The organism is Streptomyces sp. A0642 (genome assembly GCF_004795105.1).
Classification (GTDB): Bacteria; Actinomycetota; Actinomycetes; order Streptomycetales; family Streptomycetaceae; genus Streptomyces.
Window position 1 is genome coordinate 675,464 of the sequence record NZ_SSBL01000001.1, and the last position, 17,587, is coordinate 693,050.

A 17,587-nucleotide genomic window follows, 5' to 3' on the forward strand; every position below is an offset into this window, starting at 1 on the left:
CCAGCACCCCCGTCCAGGCCCGCGTCCGCGCCGAGTGGGCCGGCGAGCGCGGCGCACGCTGCCTGGACGGCGGGATCATGGCTGTCTCTCCGACGACCGGCGTCCCTACAGCGGCTCGCGGGAGCTGTTCGAGCGACACCAGGAGACCCTGGGCGTCCCGGTCGGCACTGACCGGCACTTTCACGATCCCGCACCCCCTTGTGGCGGCGTGAGTGGACGGGGCGTGGACGCCGGGCCCGGTTCCAGGACGGCCCAGACCGTCTTGCCGGGCCCGTCCGTGCACGGGTACCAGCCCCAGCGATCCGCCAGAGCCGCAACCAGGACGAGACCGCGGCCGCCATCGCTGTCTCCGTCCAGATCGCCCGACGGTTCGGTGAGGAGGGGGATGCGTTCGCCGCGGGTGTCGGTGACCTCGACGCGCAGGGCGGTGCCCTCTGCGGACAGACACAGGCGGAAGTCCCGGCCGGGGACGAGCCCGTGGCACACCGCGTTGGCGCACAGCTCGGCGACGAGCAGCGTCAGCGCGTCGTGCGCGTCGCTGCCGTACGGGATGCCCCAGGCGTCGAACCGCTCACCGGCCAGGCGCCGGGCGAGGCGGGCACCGCGAGGCGTGGAGCTGAAGCGCATCGAGAAGTGGTGCCAGGGGAAGCAGGGCTGGGCGCAGGGAAGTGGGCGCACGGGGAGTGAGGGATTGCTGGTCATGACTCCACGGTGTCGCCCTGTGGCGTAGCGTGACCAGGGGTGACGCGCCGTCGCGGACTGCTTGTACGCGGAGGCGGTCTGTGTGTACGTACGTGGGTGCGTGGGACGGGCGGTGGCCATGACGGTGGTACGGGGCGACGAGGACGCGGAGCCGGGTTCCGGTGCGCAGACCGGGGAACGGCCGGAGGGCGAGCCGGGGTCCGGGGTGATGATGGCGTTCGGGAGGCAGCTGAAGCTGTTACGCCTCCGAGTGGGGCTGGACCGGGCCGAGTTCGGCAAGCTGGTGGGCTACGCGGCTCAGTCGATCGCGTCTTTCGAGCAGGGGCGGCGGATTCCGCAGCCTGCGTTCATCGATAAGGCGGACTCGGTGCTTGACGCCGGGGGCTTGCTGATGGCGTTGAAGGAGGAGCTTGCGCGGGCGCAGTATCCGCCGTTCTTCCGGGATATGGCGCGGTTGGAGGCGGAGGCCATCACCCTCCATGTGTACGCCACGATGGCTGTGCCGGGTCTGTTGCAGACAGGGGAGTACGCGCGATCGGTTTTCGCTGTGCGCAGGCCGCTTCTGGACGAGGAGACGATCGAGCAACGCGTATCGGCACGTCTGGCGCGCCAGGTCATCTTCGCCCGGAAGCCGATGCCCACTCTGAGCTTCGTGATCGAGGAGTCGGTGTTGCGCCGCCCGGTCGGGGGCTGGGAGGTGCAACGTGGCCAACTGGAACAGGTCATCATCCACGGGCACCGGCGGAATGTGGAGATCCAGATCATGCCGACCAATCGGCATGGGCACTGCGGCCTGGCTGGTCCGTTCACCTTGATCGAAAAGTGCGATGGGCGCAGGATGGCCTACGTGGAGGTTCAGCGAGACAGCCGTCTGCATACCGAGCGGGACATGGTGCGCGATGTCGAGGAGCAGTACGGGATCATCCGGGCTCAGGCTCTGACACCGAGTGAATCGCTGGATTTCGTCAAGGGACTTCTGGAAGAGGGATGATGGGCCGGACGGGGATGCCGAGCGTGCCGGACGCGGCTTGGTTCAAGAGCAGCTACAGCAGCGGCGAAGGCGGCGAGTGCGTCGAGGTCGCCGCCGCATCCACCCACGTACACATCCGCGACTCGAAGCAGCTCAGCGGCCCCGTGCTGACCGTCGGCCCGGGCGCGTGGGCCGGGTTCATCGGCCTCGTCGCCGGCTGACGCACACCGCGACAGCAGGGTCCCGGCCGCGCACCGTGCAGGCGCGGCGGCCGGGCCCTCCGGCGTCCGTGGGCGGCGGGACCGCTGGGTCAGCAGGCGGCCAGCAGGATGGAGATCACCGTGCAGGACGCCGACGACGTGTCATTGGCAGGGTTCGGGCCGGTCGGGGACGACGTCGTGCGTGCGGCCTTCACCGTGATCTGGCCCAGGCTGAGCAGCGACAGCGGGACCCGGAAACCACCGGTGGCGGTGGCGTTTTTGGCGAGGTTCGTGAAGGTGCAGACGACGGTGGCGCTCGTGGTCGTGCAGCCCGGTGAGAGGCCGATCGCCGTGGTGCCGGCGGGCAGGGTCGCCGTGACCTCGGCCGAAGTGGTCCGGCCCGGACCGGTGTTGCGCGCCGTCAGCGTGTAGGCGATCGAGGACGGGAGCAGCGCGCTGGCCTTGGCCTTCAGGTCGATGGCGAGGTCCGCCTGTGCGGGGCGTGCGACGCCCGACGTGACGCCGAGGACCGTGGTGCCGAGGCCGATGCCGGAGGTCACCGTGTGGTCGGCCAGGTCGATCAACGTCACGTTCTGGCTCCCGCTGTTGGTGACGTAGAGGTGGTTGCCGCCCGGCGGCAGTGACAGCTCCCACGGGTAGGTGCCGACGCCGATCGTGTCGGTCACCGTGTGGGTCGCCGTATCGATCACCGACACGCTGTTGCTGAAGTAGTTCGCGACGTACGCGCGCGAGCCGTCGGGGGTCACCATCACCCCGTGCGGGCTGACGCCGACGCCGATGACCGCGGTCACCGTGTTGGTGGCCGTGTCGATCACCGAGAGGCTGTTGGCGCCCGCGCTCGTGACGTAGGCGTGCGCGCCGTCCGGGGCGAACGCGACCGCGAGCCCGCTGCCGCCGACACCGATCGTGGCCGAGACGGTGTCGGTCGCGGTGTCGATCACCGAAACGGTGCTTCCGGAGTTGGTCACGAAGACGCGCGACCCGTCGGGTGAGACCGCGAGGCCGCGGGGGCTTCCGCTGACGGGGATGGTGGACGACACCGTGTCGGTGGCCGTGTCGATCACCGAAACACTGGCGCTGCCGGCGTTGGCGACGTAGACGCGGGAGCCGTCCGGGGTCACCCCCAGTTCCTCCTGGTTGCTCCCGGCGTCGACCGTGACGGTCACCGCGTTGGTGGCGGTGTCGATCACCGAGACCTTGCCGGTGCTGTAGTTGGTGACGTACGCGCGGGTGCCGTCGGGGGTGAGGGCCACGGAGCGGGGGCTGCCGCCGATGCCGATGGTCGCGGCCGCCGTGCGGGTGGTGGTGTCGATCACCGTCACGGTGCCGTTGCCGTAGCCGGCGACGAAGGCGTACGTTCCCGGTGGCACCGCCGCCGCCGGTGCCGAGGGCACGGCGACCACCGCGAAGGCCGCCAGTGCCAGTGACGACAGCACGGCGATCACGCGCCGCTTCCACCGTCCTGCGGGCGGAACCGTTCCGGGACGTATGCCGTCGGCTGTCCGGTCGTGCTCACGTTGATGACGCATGGACATCGTTTCCCCCTGACGCATCGGGTACCGCCGAGACGCGAACGGACCCCGTTAGGTGTTGAGTTGACGGGACCTGACAGGGAAGGGGCGGCGGTCGGACGCGGTGGTGCCTCACGCGAGACGGAGGTCTGTCTGATCCCTGAGAAGGCTACGTAACGTGGTCGGGCGCGTACAGAAGGGCGTGGGGTGCGGCGGTTGCGCGCCGGGAGTGCGCGCGTGTGGTGCGCGCGGGCGGTGCGCCGGAGCGCGTAAGGCGGCATCCCGACGGGCGGCCGAGCACCGCGAGCGAGGGGGCGCCGGGTGGGCGGGGACCAGGGAGTGTGCATAGGGAGGCGAGGGGCCCGGAGCGATCCTGCGCCAGGGGGCAGCGCGTGGGCCTGTCCTGGCACCGGCCGTGGTGGGGTCGCCTCGGCCGGCCCCGGCCCGTCGGCCGGGGGCAGGGACGTCCCTCTGTTCCGTTGCCGACTGTTCGGCCGCCCGCCACCCCCTGCACACGGCACGGGTCTTCCGTGGGGACGTCCGATTCTGGAACACTCCAGTCGCTTCCGCCCTCACGTCCCCTCACCCCACAGAGGCCCCCACCCATGGCAGAACTGAACCGTCGCCGCCTCCTGCAACTCGCCGGAGGCACGGCCGCCGCCACCGCGCTGTCGAGCAGCATCGCCCGCGCCGCGTCCCTTCCCGCGCGAGGGAGTTCGGGTTCGCTCCAGGACGTCGAGCACATCGTCGTCCTGATGCAGGAGAACCGTTCCTTCGACCACTACTTCGGCACCATGAACGGGGTGCGCGGCTTCGGTGATCCGCGGCCCGTCACACTGCCCAGCGGGAAGCCGGTCTGGCACCAGAAGGACGGGCTCGGCAAGGAGGTGCTGCCGTTCCGGCCGCCCGCCGACGATCTCGGGATGCAGTTCCTCCGAGACCTGAACCACGACTGGGCCGGCGGGCACCGGGCGTTCAACAAGGGCGCGTACGACCAGTGGGTACCGGCCAAGACGGCGACGACGATGGCTCACCTGACCCGTGAGGACATCCCGTTCCACTACGCCCTCGCCGACGCGTTCACCGTCTGCGACGCCTACCACTGCTCGTTCATCGGGAGCACGGACCCGAACCGCTACTACCTGTGGAGCGGGTACACGGGGAACGACGGGACGGGGGGCGGCCCCGTGCTCGGCAACGACGAGGCGGGGTACGGCTGGACCACCTACCCCGAGCGGCTGGAGCAGGCCGGAGTGTCGTGGAAGGTCTACCAGGACATCGGTGACGGCCTCGACGCCGCCGGCTCCTGGGGGTGGATCGGTGACGCCTACCGGGGTACGTACGGTGACAACTCGCTTCTCTACTTCAACCGTTACCGCAACGCCGCGCCCGGCCAACCCCTCTACGACAAGGCCCGCACCGGCACCGACATCAAGAACGGCGGCGGGCTCCTCGACGGCCTGAAGGCCGACGTCCGGGCCGGCACGCTGCCGAAGGTCTCATGGATCGTCGCTCCCGAGGCGTACAGCGAACACCCGAACTGGCCCGCGAACTACGGTGCCTGGTACATCGCGCAGGTACTGGACGCCCTCACTTCCGATCCCGAGGTCTGGGGCCGCACGGCCCTCTTCATCACCTATGACGAGAATGACGGCTTCTTCGACCACGTCGTGCCGCCGTTCGTGCCGTCGGGGCCCGCCCAGGGGCTGTCCACCGTCGACACCTCGGCCGACTACTTCCCCGGTGACCTCCGGTACACCGCCGGGCCGTACGGGCTCGGTCAGCGGGTGCCCATGCTGGTCGTCTCCCCGTGGAGCACCGGCGGGTTCGCGTGTTCCGAGGTCTTCGACCACACCTCGGTCATCCGGTTCATGGAACAGCGCTTCGGCGTCCACGAGCCCAACATCTCGCCGTGGCGGCGCGCCATCTGCGGCGACCTCACCTCCGCCTTCGACTTCAGCCGTACGGACACCGCGGGCGCCTCGCTCCCGTCGACCGACGCCTACGAGCCGCCCGACCGCCTCCGGCACCCCGACTACGTGCCCGCGCCGCCCGCCACCGGCAGTGTGCCCAAGCAGGAGAAGGGCGCCCGGCCCACCCGGCCGCTGCGCTACGCGCCCTTCGTCGACGGCACCGCCGACCCGGCCACCGGGAAGTACCGCCTCACCTTCAGCGGTGGCGCCGCCGCCGGGGCGCAGTTCCTGGTCACCTCCCCGAACCGCACGGACGGGCCCTGGACCTACACCACCGAAGCGGGCAAATCCCTCTCGGACAGCTGGAACACCGTCTACTCCAAGGGCCTGACCGACCTCACCGTCCACGGCCCCAACGGCTTCCTGCGCACGTTCCGGGCCCCGGGGAAGGTGGCGGGCCCCGAGGTGACGGCACGTCATGATGCGACGGCGGGCAGCCTTCAGCTGACCCTCGTCAACGGTGGTCCGGCGTCCGTGCGCCTCACCGTGCGCAACGCCGCCGCCTACGGGGGAGGGGTGCAGACCTTCGCGGTCGCCGCGGGTGCGACCGTCAAGCACGGGCTCGACCTGCGGGGCAGCAAGCAGTGGTACGACGTCACCGTCGTCTCCGACCTGGACCCCGCCTTCCTGCGGCGCTTCGCCGGACACGTCGAGACCGGCCGGGCCGGTACGAGCGACCCGGGTCTCGTCACCGGGTGAGAGGGAAACGGCGGACCGCGGTGCGGATGCTCGCGGTCCGCGCGGCGGCAACCGCGCAGTGACACCCGCACCATGACAACCGAGAGGCGGCAACCGCACAGCGGCATCCGCACGGTGACGCCGTGCGGTTCTTCGCGATGCTCATCAATTGTGCAGAGATGTCCGTGGTGTTGCTCGGTTGATGATGCGGGATTGATCGAAGTTGACCATTCCGGCATCACAGAAAATCCTTATAGTGAACGTGCGTTGATCGCATGATCGTGACGCTTGCAGCTTTCGCCACAGGAGTCAGGACTCATGACGCGCCCTTCTTCCGCCGAGCCCGCGCCGTCCACCGCTCCTCAGTCTCCGCCGCCCGGCTGTCCGGCTCACGCCGGGGCCGTGCAGCTCGGCGGGACCGGCTTCCAGACGGACCCGCACGCCGCCTACCGCGCCATGCGGCGTGACCACGGGTCCGTCGTCCCGGTGGAGCTGCCGGGCGGGTTCCCCGCCTGGCTGGTCATCGGATACCGCGAACTCCACCAAGTCACCAGCGACGGCGAGCTGTTCCCGCGCGATGTCGGCCTGTGGAACCAGTGGCCGCATATCCCTGAGGACTGGCCGTTGCTGCCGATGGTGGGGCGCCCCCTGCCGTCCATCTACTTCAGCGCGGGCGACGAGCACCGGCGGCACGTGCGCATGGTGGGGCCGGCCCTCGAAGGGGCCGACCCGTTCGAGATCCGCAGCCACTGCGAGCAGTTGGCCGACCGGCTGATCGACGCGGTGTGCAGCCGGGGCACGGCCGACCTCGTCGCCGACTTCTGCGAGCCTCTCCCCGTCCTCGTCCTCGCCCGGCTCGTCGGCTTCCCCGACGACGAAGGTGGCGACATCGCACAGGTGTTGAAGGACCTGGCAGACGGCGGCCCGGACGCGCAGAGCGCCCATCAGCGGTTCGGGGAGCACATGGCCCGGCTGGTGGCCGCGAAGCGGGCCGAGCCGGGGGACGACGTGACCTCCCGCATGCTCGCCTGCCCCGAGGCGTTCACCGACGAGGAGTACATGCTCGACCTCATGGCCATCACGGCCGCCGGGCACCTCACCACCGCCGACTGGGTCAGCAACTCCCTCCGCCTGATGCTCACCGAGGACGAGTTCGCCGACTCCATGGCCCGCGGCCGGCGCAGCATCGGGGAGGCGATGAACGAGGTGCTCTGGGAGGACACGCCCACCCAGATCCTCGCCGGGCGCTGGGCCGTACGGGACACCCAGCTCGGCGGACAGCGGATCAGGGCCGGGGACATGCTGCTGCTCGGGCTCGGCGCCGCGAACACCGATCCGCTGATACGCCAGAACATGTCCGGCACCGGAGGAGCGGCCTCCCAGGGCGGCAACGGCGCTCATCTCGCGTTCAGCCACGGCGAGTACCGCTGCCCCTTCCCCGCGCAGGAGATCGCCGAGATCATCGCCCGTACCGGCATCGAGGTCCTGCTCGACCGGCTGCCCGACCTCCAGCTCGCCGTCCCCGTCGGCGACCTCGTACGGCGGCCTTCCGCCTTCCTGCGCGGCACCACCTCGCTCCCCGTTCGGTTCACCCCCGTTCGTACGACAGGAGACCTCTCGTGAACTGCCCCCATGCCGCAGGCCAGGCCGCAGCCCAGGACAGCGGGACCGTCGTCATCGACCCGATGGTCCAGGACCTCGACGGTGAGACGGCGCGGCTGCGCGACGCCGGACCGCTGGCCCGGATCGAGCTGCTCGGGGTGCCGGCCTGGGCCCTCACCCGGCACGCCGACGCCCGGCAGCTGCTGCTCGACCCGCGGCTGGTGAAGGACATCGACGCCTGGGGTCTGTGGCAGAGCGGAGAGGTGACACACGCCTGGCCGCTCATCGGGATGATCGACGCCGGCCGGTCCATGTTCACCGTCGACGGCGACGAGCACCGCCGGCTGCGGACCAAGACCTCCCAGGCGCTCACGCCCCGCCGGCTGGAGGCCATACGCCCCGACATCGAGAAGTTCACCGAGGAACTGCTGGACGCGCTCGCGGAGGGCGGCAGGGACGGGGCCGTCGTCGACCTCAAGTCCGTGTTCGCGCAGCCGTTGCCCATGCGGGTCGTCGGCATGCTGATGGGAGTCGACCCGTCCGCGAACGCCATGCTGACCCGCCAGTACAAGGCCTTCTTCTCCATGCTCACCCCGCAGGACGAGCGGCTGGCCCTCCTGGCGGACCTGGACGTCTTCTACGCGGGGCTCGTACGTGAGAAGACCGCGCGGCCGACCGACGACCTCACCTCCGCGCTCATCCTCGCCGACGAGGGCGGCGAGCCGCTGACCGAGGAAGAGGTCATCGGCAACCTCAAGGCGATGGTCGCCGCCGGGCACGAGACCACGATCGGGCTCATCCTCAACGCCGTACGCGCCCTGCTGGCGCACCCCGACCAGTTGCGGATGGTCCTCGACGGGGAGGTCTCCTGGGACACCGTGATCGAGGAGACCCTGCGCTGGGACACCCCGACCACCCACCTCCTCATGCGGTTCGCCACCGAGGACATCCAGGTCGGTGACGGCGTCATCGCCAAGGGCGAGGGCGTCGTCATCTCCTACCGGGTGATCGGCCGCGACCCCGAGCAGCACGGCCCCGACGCCGACGCGTTCGACATCACCCGCCGCACTCCCATCCGGCACATGACCTTCGGGCACGGGCCGCACATCTGCCCCGGTGCCGCGCTCTCCCGGGTCGAGGCGGGCATCGCCCTGCCGGCGCTCTTCGCCCGTTTCCCGCGCCTGCGGCTCGCGGTGCCGGACGCGGACATCCGCAAGCTGCCCGTGATGACGCAGAACGACATGGAGGCGTTTCCCGTTCTGCTCGGCGTCTGAAGCCGGGCAGCAGGGTCCTCAGGACCCGGACGCCGGGCTCCTGTTCCTGTTCCCCGGCCGGTGAGTGCCGGTGAGTGCCGGGGAGCAGGGCGTCCGGCCTCCCCGGACGGCAACCTTTCGGCTGCCGGCGGCGACCCGTACCTGAACGCCACATCTCCTCAAAGGGAACGGTTTCAGGTCATGACAGCGGATCGCCGAACGGCACAGCACGCCCCGCACAAGCCGACAGGCGGCAGCCACCGCAGCCGCAGCCGCAGAACCCGACCGGTGCTCGCGGCAGCGGTCGCCACCGCCCTCGCGGCCGGGATCGCCGCCACCACCGCGTCCGGCCTGCCCGGGACGCAGGACGCTCCGGGAGCCAGCGCCGCCCCGGCCGCCGGCCCGGCCCGGGCCGACGAGGCGGCCGACGGCTTCGCGTCGGTCGACGCCCTGGGACAGGACGGAACGTACGGAGGGCGCGGCGGCGCGACCGTGACCGTGCGCACCCTTGCCGACCTGGAGAAGTACGCGACGGCGACGCAGCCCTACGTCATCGTCGTCGCGGGGGCCATCACCATGGACCCCAAGGGCAGGGAGATCAGGGTCGCCTCCCACAAGACGATCATCGGCTCCGGTACCTCGGGACACATCGTCGGCGGCGGCTTCTTCCTCGGCCAGGGGGTGCACAACGTCATCATCCGCAACCTGACGATCCGGGACTCCTACGCCGGGACCTGGAACGACAAGGACCACGACTGGGACGCCATCCAGATGGACGGCGCCCACCACGTGTGGATCGACCACAACGACCTGCGGAACATGGCCGACGGGCTGATCGACAGCCGCAAGGACACCACCTACCTCACCGTGTCCTGGAACCGCCTCCAGCACGACAACAAGGCCTTCGGCATCGGCTGGACCGAGAACACCACCGCCGACATCACGATCCACCACAACTGGTTCCACGAGACCGAACAGCGCAACCCCTCGACCGACAACGTGGCCCACGCCCACCTGTACAACAACTACCTCCAGGACGACCCGGGCACCGCCATCACGGCCGCTTACGGCAACTACGCGCGCGGGCACACGAACATGCTCCTGGAGAACAGCTACTTCGACGGTCTGAACAATCCCGTCACCCGGGACAGCACCGCCACCCTCGTCCAGCGCGGCAGCGTCTTCGCCGGGACGAGCGGGCGCAACGAGAGCGGCGGCGGCGCGTCCTTCGATCCGCGGGGCTTCTACGCCTACACCCTCGACCGCGCGGCGGACGTGCCCGCGCTGGTGAAGGCGGGCGCGGGGCCGCGCGCCGCCATCGGAACGACCGCCACCGCCACCGCCGCGGCCGCGAAGACGCTCACCGTGGCCAAGGACGGCAGCGGCCAGTACCGCAGTGTCCAGGACGCCGTGAACGCGGTCCCCGCGGGCAACACGGCCCGGACCGTCATCGCCATCGCGCCCGGCACGTACCGCGAACTGGTGAAGATCCCCTCGACCAAGCAGAACGTCACCCTCCAGGGCACCGGCCCCAGCCGCAAGAGCACCGTCATCGTGTACGACAACGCCTCCGGCACCCAGAAGCCCGACGGTTCGGGGACGTACGGCACGGGGGGCAGCGCGACCGTCGCCGCCGAGGCGGACGGCTTCCAGGCCCGCAACCTCACCCTCGCCAACGACTTCGACGAGGCCGCCCACCAGGGCATGAACGGTCAGCAGGCGGTCGCGCTGCGCACCGCGGCCGACAAGGTGTTCCTCGACTCGATCATCACCGAGGGTGATCAGGACACCCTCCTGCTCGACACCGCCGCCAAGGACAGGCTCGGCCGTGTCTACATGAGGAACTCGTACGTGGTCGGCAACGTCGACTTCATCTTCGGCCGGGCGAGCGCGGTCATCGACGCCTCGGTCATCACGCTCAAGAAGCGGTGGGACGGCAGCTCCGCCGGATACATCACCGCCCCGAGCACGGCCGCCGGCCGCAAGGGCTTCCTCATCAACGACTCCACGGTCAACGGCGACGTCTCCGCCGCCACCTTCTACCTGGGGCGTCCCTGGCACGCGGGCGGTGACGCCACGCTCGACCCGATGACCACGGTCCGCGACAGCACCCTGAGCGCCGCGGTCCGGCCCGCGCCGTGGACGGACATGAGCGGCTTCTCCTGGAAGGACGACCGGTTCGCGGAGTACCGCAACGACGGGCCCGGGGCCGGGAAGGCCGGCAGCGACCGGCCGCAGCTCAGCGATGCCGCGGCGGCCGGGCAGGAGGTCGCCGACTGGCTCGGGGACTGGACCCCGTCGGCGTCCTGACCCGCTGACGCCATCGGGCCCCCGATGGCCCGCGCCGGGCATATCGTGGCGGTAGCCGAAACGGCTGCCGCCACGGCCGACCGGGGAGAGCAGCCCCGGGAAAAGGATTGTCGAAGCGCTTCGACAGCCCTATGGACACTCTGTGCAGGCCGGTCTAGGCTCGCACCATCCGGGCATGTCGCAGGCGGACAGGATGAAGTCGAAGCGCTTCGCCGCATCCGACCGAAGCTGCCGGTGCCGACCGGTTCCCGTGCCGGTGTCAGACGATGTCCCTTGATGGAGAGCTGAGCCGTATGGTCACCCTTGCCGAGGTCGCGCAGCACGCCGGAGTCTCCGCGAGCACGGTGAGTTACGTCCTCAGCGGGAAGCGGTCCATCTCCGTGTCCACGCGGGAGCGGGTGGAGCTGAGCATCCAGCAGCTCGGCTACCACCCCAACGCCGGCGCCCGGGCGCTCGCCAGCAGCCGGTCGAACATCATCGCGCTCATGGTTCCCCTGCGCACCGACATGTACGTCCCCGTGATGATGGAGATCGCCATCGCGGTCGCCACCACGGCCCGCGCCCACGGCTACGACGTCCTGCTCCTCACCGGGGAGGAGGGCCCCGCGGCGGTCCGCCGCATCGCCGGGAGCTCGCTCGCCGACGCGATGATCCTCATGGACGTCGAACTCCACGACGAACGGCTGCCGCTCCTGCGCGACACGGACCGCGCCGCGGTGCTCATCGGACTTCCCGCCGACACCGACGGACTGACCTGCGTGGACCTCGACTTCGAGGCGACCGGTGCGCTCTGCGTGGAACACCTCGCCGGACTCGGCCACCGCGAGGTCGCCGTGATCGGCGAGGCGGCCGCGGTGTACGAGCGGCACACCGGATTCGCCGAGCGCACGGTCGACGGCATACGCGCCAAGGCGCAGGAGACCGGCGTGCGGGTGCTGCACCGGCCCTGCGAGGGCGGTTACGCGGCGATGGCGCAGACCCTGTCGCGGATCTTCGACGAGCGCCCCGGCACCACCGGGTTCATCGTGCAGAACGAGTCGGCGGTGGAGCCCCTGCTCAATCTCCTGCGCCAGCAGGGCCGGGCCGTGCCCGAGGACGTGTCGGTGGTCGCGATCTGCCCCGAGCAGGTGGCCTCCCAGGCGTCGGTGCGGCTCACCTCCGTGGCGATTCCCGCACAGGAAATGGGCCGCCGCTCGGTCGAGCAGGTCGTCGCCAAGCTGTCGGGCCGCGGTACGGACGAAGTGGAGCTGCTGGCTCCCGAGCTGACGGTACGGGAGAGCACCGGGCCCGCCCCCCGGTAGGGCCCGGCGAGGACGCGGACAGGGAGCCGGCCCCCGTGCGGGGGCCGGCTCCCTGTGTGTGCGGACCAGGCCCTAGCTGGAGGAGACGCCGAACCCGTTCGTCCGGAAGTCCAGCCCGCCCTGCGACGACGTGATCTCGTAGCCGAACTGGACGTCACCGATGGTCTCGTTGCCCCACCAGCCCTTGGTGTCCTTGATCCACTTCAGGATCGGCAGGATGTTCACCGTGCCCGAGGAGGAGTCCGAGGTGCGCAGGAACGAGAAGACCTGGTTGGCCCCGTTGTCGCCCTTGTACACGGTCCAGGTGTGGCCGCCGAGCGTCACGTTCCCCTGCGAGGTGCCCAGCGGGCCCACGGCGCCGTTGTAGTTGACCCAGAGCATGACCTCGTAGTCGTAGGCGCTGTCCCAGATGTCGTACGAGGTGTTGTAGGCGCCCGACGACGGGACGGTGACGTTGTACGTGCTGGTGAGCGACTGCAGGGAGGTGATCGACTTGTTGACGACCTTCTTGGCGTTGGGGTACGACTTGATGCCGCCCGTGTTCGGGTGGTCGGCCCAGACGCCCCAGTTGCTGGAGGAGTTGGCCCAGATGGACTGCGCGCCTGCGCCGGAACCCCAGATGTTGTTGTAGAGGGTGTAGCCGTCGGAGGTGGTGTAGTTGCCCCACTGGTCCGAGGAGGACCAGATCGCGGCCTGGGCGGGGGCGGCGGCGAAGCCGATGAGGGCCGCCACTGCCGTTGCCGGGGCCAGTACGAACCTGCTGAGGGTGCGGGTGCGTCGTGCCATGGTTGTCCCTTCCATGGTGGGGGGATGGGTGGGGGGAGCGCTACCGGGGCCCCAGTTCGAGGACCCGGTCCACGCCGGCCGTCAGCTCCAGCGGGGCTGGGGGAGAGCCGGCGGAGTCATGGGTGAAGGTGTGCCCGTCGCCCGTGCGGAGGTCGATCCGGGCGTCACGGGAGGGACGGAGCACCGCGGTCGCGGTGCCGTCGGCGGACCAGCGCAGATCCAGCGACGCACCGAACCTGGTGCGTACACCGCGCAGTTCACCGCTCCGCCAGCCGGCGGGAGGAGCGGGGAGCAGGACCAGCCGGTGGGGCGTCGACTGGACGAGCGACTCGATGACCGCCGCGGGCAGCGCGTGGGCGGCGTCCGCGTTGTAGACGTTGCGGGACGGATAGTGGGCGCTCATCAGCGAGTCGTGGAAGAAGTCGCCCGCCAGTACGGCGCCCAGGGCGGCCGAGACGCGCGCCCCGTCCCGCAGCCGTGCCGCGATCAGCGCATGGTGCAGATGACCGTGGGCGGAGTCGTTCTCGGACCCGCGCAACTCCAGCGCGCGGTGCGCGGCGGTCGCGAGCTCGGGGGTGTCGTACGGATTGATGGCGTCCAGCGGCCACACGGGGTAGAGGTGGCTCAGATGGCGGTGGTCGTACGTCTCCGCCAGCCCCGGCCACGCCCATTCGGCGAGCGCGCCGTCCTCGTTGACCCGGTACGCCGCGAGCCGGTCCGCGAGCGCGCGCCGCCGGGCGGAGGACGCGGCCGTGGGGGAGTGGGCGGCCGACGTGGTGAGCGCGTGGCGGGCCGCCGCGAGGTCCATCGTCGCGTTCACCGTCCCCCAGCTCGCGTTGGCCGGACGGTTCTCCGGTGAGTACGAGGGGACGACGGCCACGGTGCCGTCCGGTGCGGTGCGGGTGAGGAAGTCCTCGTAGAACAGGGCGGCTTCGTGCAGCGCGGCGACGAGCCGGGGGTCCGTCTCCCCGTTCGTCTCGGCGTGCTCGACCAGGGGCTCCAGGAGCCAGTCGGCACCGGCCGTCCACAGGTGCAAGGGGTAGGCGCGCTGGTAGTGGCGGGTGTGGCCGGACTCCCCGTCGGTGTGGGACGGGGCGACGATGCCCCGCGCCCCGAAGAGGGCCCGGGCGTTGTCACGCCAGTCGGGCAACTGGCCGTACACCAGAGAGGCATGCGCCTGCGACACCTCGGGCAGTGCGGCGGCCGCCGCCGAGGCGATCTGGAGGTTGAGATTGGCGTTGGTGGTGAACGCCCCGGACCAGGCGGTGTCCCAGTCGCCGGTCCACAGTCCGGTCAGGCGGGGCGGCAGGACGCCGGAGGCCGAGTACAGGTGGTAGCGCCCCGCAGCGAACAGCCGCTCCAGCAGGGCGGGGCTGTCCGATCTGCGGATCAACTCGCTGCCGGGCAGGGCGCGTTCCGCCGGATCGGCGTCCAGGGTCAGGGAGGCCCGCCGGAAGGCCGGGGTGTGCAGCCGGCGGTGCCGGGCGAGCAGGGTGCCGTAGTCGTCCGGCGGCAGCCCGGCGCACTCCGCCGCGAGGTCCAGGCTGCCCGTGTGCCGTCGCACCCGGGTGAGCAGCAGCAGGCTCCTGGCGCCCGCGATCCGGAAGCCCTCGCCGGAGACGGACACCCTGCCGCCGTCCGCGCGGACCACGGTCACGCCGGTGTAGGCGAGGTCGCTGTCCGGATAGCCCGCCCGCAGCGTCAGCCGGCCGCCGTCGGGCGTCAGCACGGCGCTGCGTCCGACGGCCAGGAGCGGCGGGGCGCCCGGCAGCGCGTGGTCCAGGGTGAGGTCCACCGCGGGCCCCGTGCCCGTGACGTACTGCACGATCACGTCGTCGGCGCGGGACACGAAGACCTGGCTGCGCCTGCCCTCGCACACGGCCGTGATCTCGCCCGTGGAGAAGTCGACCGTACGGCGGTAGGCCGGGGGCGGCGCCTCTGGACCGCCGGAACCGGCCGACGGGTCGCGGACGGGCCGGATCCTCGTCTGGAACGCCGGATGGAACGGCTGCACCCACACCAGCGGGCGGCCGTCGCCGAACCCCTCGGCGGCCGTGGTGTCACCGGCGAGCAACGCGCTCTGAAGCCGGTCCAGCCGGTCCGCGAGCTCCGGCGGACGCAGGTGCTCGCTGCCGTTGGGCCGGACCAGGGTGTGGTGGTTGACGATGACCCGGTCGTCGGCCGGGTCGCCGTACACCATCGCCCCGTGGCGGCCGTTGCCGCCGAGGAAGGTGTCCTCCCAGCGGTCGGCGGGGCGCGGCTCCCACGTGCCGTCGATGTGCGTCCGGAGGTTCACGGAGCGGCGCTCCGCAGTACGGCCACGCCGTGGCGGCCCAGCTCCACCCGGCCGTCGGCCCGGTGACCGGTCAGCAGGTCCTCGTACGCGCCCGGCAGGGTCACCGTGACGGTGTCCCTGCCGTGGTGCAGCAGGAACAGCAGGCCGCCCCGGCGGACCGCCTCCACACCGTCGGGCAGCCCGGCCAGCACCGGCTCCACGCCGGCCTCCCGCACCGCGTCACCGAGCAGCGCGCGGAGCGCCGCCGGTTCCGGCAGCGTCGACAGGTAGTGGGCCCGGCCCCTGCGGAGCACCGCGGGAAGCCCGGCCAGCTCGCCGTCGCGGTAGGCGGCGATCACCTCGGTGCCCTCCGTGGTCTCCAGTTCCTCCGACCACAGGCTGCCGTCGAAGCCGTCGCACGCCACGGCCGAGCCCGCGTCCAGCGGCCACCACTCGTGGAGCGTACGGATCCCGAACAGCTCGCGCAGCCGCGCGTCCATGCCGCCCGGCCGGATGCGGTCGTCCACATCCGCGATCCCGCTGAAGAAACCGCAGACCAGCGTCCCGCCGCCCTGCGCGTACGCCACCAGATTGTCGACCGACTCGTCCGTGAGCAGGTACAGATGAGGGACGGCGACCGCCTTGAACCGGCTCAGGTCGGCGTCGGGACGGGCGAAGTCGGTGGCGACGCCATTCTCCCACAGCGCCCGGTGCCAGCGCTGGACGACCTCGGTGTAGTCCAGCAGCGAGGACGGCCTGCCCTCCTGCGCACCGGCCCACCACGAGTCCCAGTCGTGCAGGATCGCCACATCGGCCGGTACGTCACTGCCGCCGACGGCCGGTCCGATCGCGGTGAGCTCCGCCCCCAGCCGCTTGATCTCCCGGAAGGTGCGGCCCTGTTCACCGGCGTGGGTGAGCATCCCGGAGTGGAACTTCTCCGAGCCCTGCCGGGACTGCCGCCACTGGAAGTAGCACACGGCATCGGCGCCGCGAGCCACGGCCTGGAGCGACCAGAGCCGGTTCAGGCCCTCGGGCTTCGGGTGGTTGACGCCCCGCCAGTTGACCGGACCGGCCGCCTGTTCCATCAGCATCCACGGGCCGCCGGCCTGCGAGCGCGTCATGTCGGCGAGCATCGCGTTGTACTGGCCGCCCTGCGGGTCCCGGGGGTCCGGATAGATGTCTACGGAGACGATGTCCTCCTGCGCCGACCAGGCCCAGGCGTCCTGGCCCGACCACAGCGGCATGAAGTTCGTCGTCACCGGAACGCGCGGGGTGTGCCGGGCGACGATGTCGCGCTCGGCGATATAGCACTCCATCAGGGCGTCGGAGGTGAACCGCTTGAAGTCCAGCACCTGCGCCGGGTTCTTCATGTACTGCGCCTTGCGGGGCGGCAGGATCTCCGTCCACGAGTCGTAGCGCTGGCTCCAGAACGCGGTCCCCCATGCCTCGTTGAGTGCGTCCATGGTGGCGTACCGGCTGCGCAGCCAGCGCCGGAAGTGGGCAGCCGTCTCGTCGCACCAGCAGTGCGTGCAGTACTCGTTGTTGATGTGCCACATGGTGAGCGCGGGATGGTCCGCGTACCGCGCCGCGAGGTCCTCGGTGAGGGCCGCGGCGTAACGCCGGTAGACGGGGGAGCTGGCGCAGAACTGCTGGCGCGAGCCGTACCAGACGACCGAGCCGTCCTCCGCGCGCGGCAGGGTCTCCGGGTGCCGCGCCCCCATCCAGGGGGGCGGGGACGCGGTCGGAGTAGCGAGAACGACGCCGACGCCGTGTGCGTGCATCAGGTCCAGCAGCCGGTCGAGCCAGCCGAACTCCCTTGCTCCCGGGCGCGGTTCGATCTTCGCCCAGGAGAAGACGCCGAGGGTGACGGAGTTGACCCCGGCCTCCTTCATCAGCCGGGCGTCGTCCTCCCACACCTCCTCGGGCCACTGCTCGGGGTTGTAGTCGCCTCCGAAGAGGATGCGGCCACGGGCTGCGTCGCGCAGGGACGGCATGGGCGTGTCTC

The 17,587-nt window shown here is 70.9% G+C and carries 12 protein-coding genes and 1 pseudogene; 8 read left to right on the forward strand and 5 right to left on the reverse strand.

All coding sequences use genetic code 11. The features are described 5' to 3' along the window. Window positions 1-2: 2 nt before the first annotated feature. Window positions 3-169: pseudogene (locus E6R60_RS37145) on the forward strand (NAD(P)-dependent oxidoreductase); the annotation flags it as partial. Between the two features lie 11 nt (window positions 170-180). Here E6R60_RS37145 and E6R60_RS02830 read toward each other — a convergent pair. Continuing rightward, the gene (locus E6R60_RS02830; RefSeq protein ID WP_136324736.1) at window positions 181-702 is read right to left on the reverse strand and encodes an ATP-binding protein; all 522 of its coding nucleotides are present in this window, start codon (window positions 700-702) and stop codon (window positions 181-183) included. Window positions 703-820: 118 nt separating this feature from the next. Between E6R60_RS02830 and E6R60_RS02835 the strand changes: the two genes are divergently transcribed. Next, a complete protein-coding gene (locus E6R60_RS02835) occupies window positions 821-1,693 on the forward strand; it encodes a helix-turn-helix transcriptional regulator (RefSeq protein ID WP_136324910.1) in 873 nt (290 codons plus the stop codon). Window positions 1,694-1,707: 14 nt separating this feature from the next. Further along, window positions 1,708-1,893: a DUF397 domain-containing protein gene (locus tag E6R60_RS02840; protein ID WP_346766056.1), complete on the forward strand. Its 186-nt coding sequence runs from the start codon at window positions 1,708-1,710 to the stop codon at window positions 1,891-1,893. A gap of 89 nt (window positions 1,894-1,982) precedes the next feature. Here E6R60_RS02840 and E6R60_RS02845 read toward each other — a convergent pair whose 3' ends face one another. Next, window positions 1,983-3,338, reverse strand: coding sequence for a beta-propeller fold lactonase family protein (locus E6R60_RS02845; protein WP_240802365.1), 1,356 nt, complete (start codon window positions 3,336-3,338; stop codon window positions 1,983-1,985). A 671-nt stretch (window positions 3,339-4,009) separates the two neighbouring features. Between E6R60_RS02845 and E6R60_RS02850 the strand changes: the two genes are divergently transcribed. The 5 genes from E6R60_RS02850 (at window position 4,010) to E6R60_RS02870 (ending at window position 12,521) form a co-directional block, all read left to right on the forward strand. Then, on the forward strand, window positions 4,010-6,076 hold the full coding sequence (locus E6R60_RS02850; RefSeq protein ID WP_136324738.1) for a phospholipase C, phosphocholine-specific: 2,067 nt from the start codon (window positions 4,010-4,012) through the stop codon (window positions 6,074-6,076). A 297-nt stretch (window positions 6,077-6,373) separates the two neighbouring features. Next, the gene (locus tag E6R60_RS02855) at window positions 6,374-7,678 is read left to right on the forward strand and encodes a cytochrome P450 (protein ID WP_136324739.1); all 1,305 of its coding nucleotides are present in this window, start codon (window positions 6,374-6,376) and stop codon (window positions 7,676-7,678) included. Further along, complete coding sequence (locus E6R60_RS02860; RefSeq protein ID WP_136324740.1) at window positions 7,675-8,931, forward strand: cytochrome P450; 1,257 nt, start codon at window positions 7,675-7,677, stop codon at window positions 8,929-8,931. Before E6R60_RS02855 ends, E6R60_RS02860 begins: the two co-directional genes overlap by 4 nt. Before the next feature lie 180 nt (window positions 8,932-9,111). After that, window positions 9,112-11,220 (forward strand): pectinesterase family protein, encoded by a 2,109-nt coding sequence (locus tag E6R60_RS02865; protein WP_206309295.1) that lies wholly within the window; start codon window positions 9,112-9,114, stop codon window positions 11,218-11,220. 293 nt (window positions 11,221-11,513) lie between these two features. Further along, the gene (locus E6R60_RS02870; RefSeq protein WP_136324741.1) at window positions 11,514-12,521 is read left to right on the forward strand and encodes a LacI family DNA-binding transcriptional regulator; all 1,008 of its coding nucleotides are present in this window, start codon (window positions 11,514-11,516) and stop codon (window positions 12,519-12,521) included. Window positions 12,522-12,593: 72 nt separating this feature from the next. Here the strand turns inward: E6R60_RS02870 and E6R60_RS02875 are convergent, their stop codons facing one another. From E6R60_RS02875 to E6R60_RS02885, 3 genes are read right to left on the reverse strand one after another with little or no spacing between them, the layout of a single operon-like run. Further along, window positions 12,594-13,307: a hypothetical protein gene (locus E6R60_RS02875; protein WP_136324742.1), complete on the reverse strand. Its 714-nt coding sequence runs from the start codon at window positions 13,305-13,307 to the stop codon at window positions 12,594-12,596. A gap of 40 nt (window positions 13,308-13,347) precedes the next feature. Beyond that, on the reverse strand, window positions 13,348-15,603 hold the full coding sequence (locus E6R60_RS02880; RefSeq protein WP_136324743.1) for a glycoside hydrolase N-terminal domain-containing protein: 2,256 nt from the start codon (window positions 15,601-15,603) through the stop codon (window positions 13,348-13,350). Beyond that, entirely contained in the window at window positions 15,600-17,576 is a 1,977-nt protein-coding gene (locus E6R60_RS02885; protein ID WP_136324744.1) for a beta-galactosidase, read from the reverse strand. Before E6R60_RS02885 ends, E6R60_RS02880 begins: the two co-directional genes overlap by 4 nt. Window positions 17,577-17,587: the final 11 nt, after the last annotated feature.

Excerpts from the sequence above, each read along its gene's own strand:
- E6R60_RS02875 (WP_136324742.1), bottom strand. The coding sequence starts at position 13,307 with ATGGCACGACGCACCCGCACCCTCAGCAGGTTCGTACTGGCCCCGGCA.
- E6R60_RS02855 (WP_136324739.1), top strand. The coding sequence starts at position 6,374 with ATGACGCGCCCTTCTTCCGCCGAGCCCGCGCCGTCCACCGCTCCTCAG.
- E6R60_RS02830 (WP_136324736.1), bottom strand. The coding sequence starts at position 702 with ATGACCAGCAATCCCTCACTCCCCGTGCGCCCACTTCCCTGCGCCCAG.
- E6R60_RS02865 (WP_206309295.1), top strand. The coding sequence starts at position 9,112 with ATGACAGCGGATCGCCGAACGGCACAGCACGCCCCGCACAAGCCGACA.
- E6R60_RS02835 (WP_136324910.1), top strand. The coding sequence starts at position 821 with ATGACGGTGGTACGGGGCGACGAGGACGCGGAGCCGGGTTCCGGTGCG.
- E6R60_RS02850 (WP_136324738.1), top strand. The coding sequence starts at position 4,010 with ATGGCAGAACTGAACCGTCGCCGCCTCCTGCAACTCGCCGGAGGCACG.
- E6R60_RS02870 (WP_136324741.1), top strand. The coding sequence starts at position 11,514 with ATGGTCACCCTTGCCGAGGTCGCGCAGCACGCCGGAGTCTCCGCGAGC.
- E6R60_RS02885 (WP_136324744.1), bottom strand. The coding sequence starts at position 17,576 with ATGCCGTCCCTGCGCGACGCAGCCCGTGGCCGCATCCTCTTCGGAGGC.
- E6R60_RS02840 (WP_346766056.1), top strand. The coding sequence starts at position 1,708 with ATGCCGAGCGTGCCGGACGCGGCTTGGTTCAAGAGCAGCTACAGCAGC.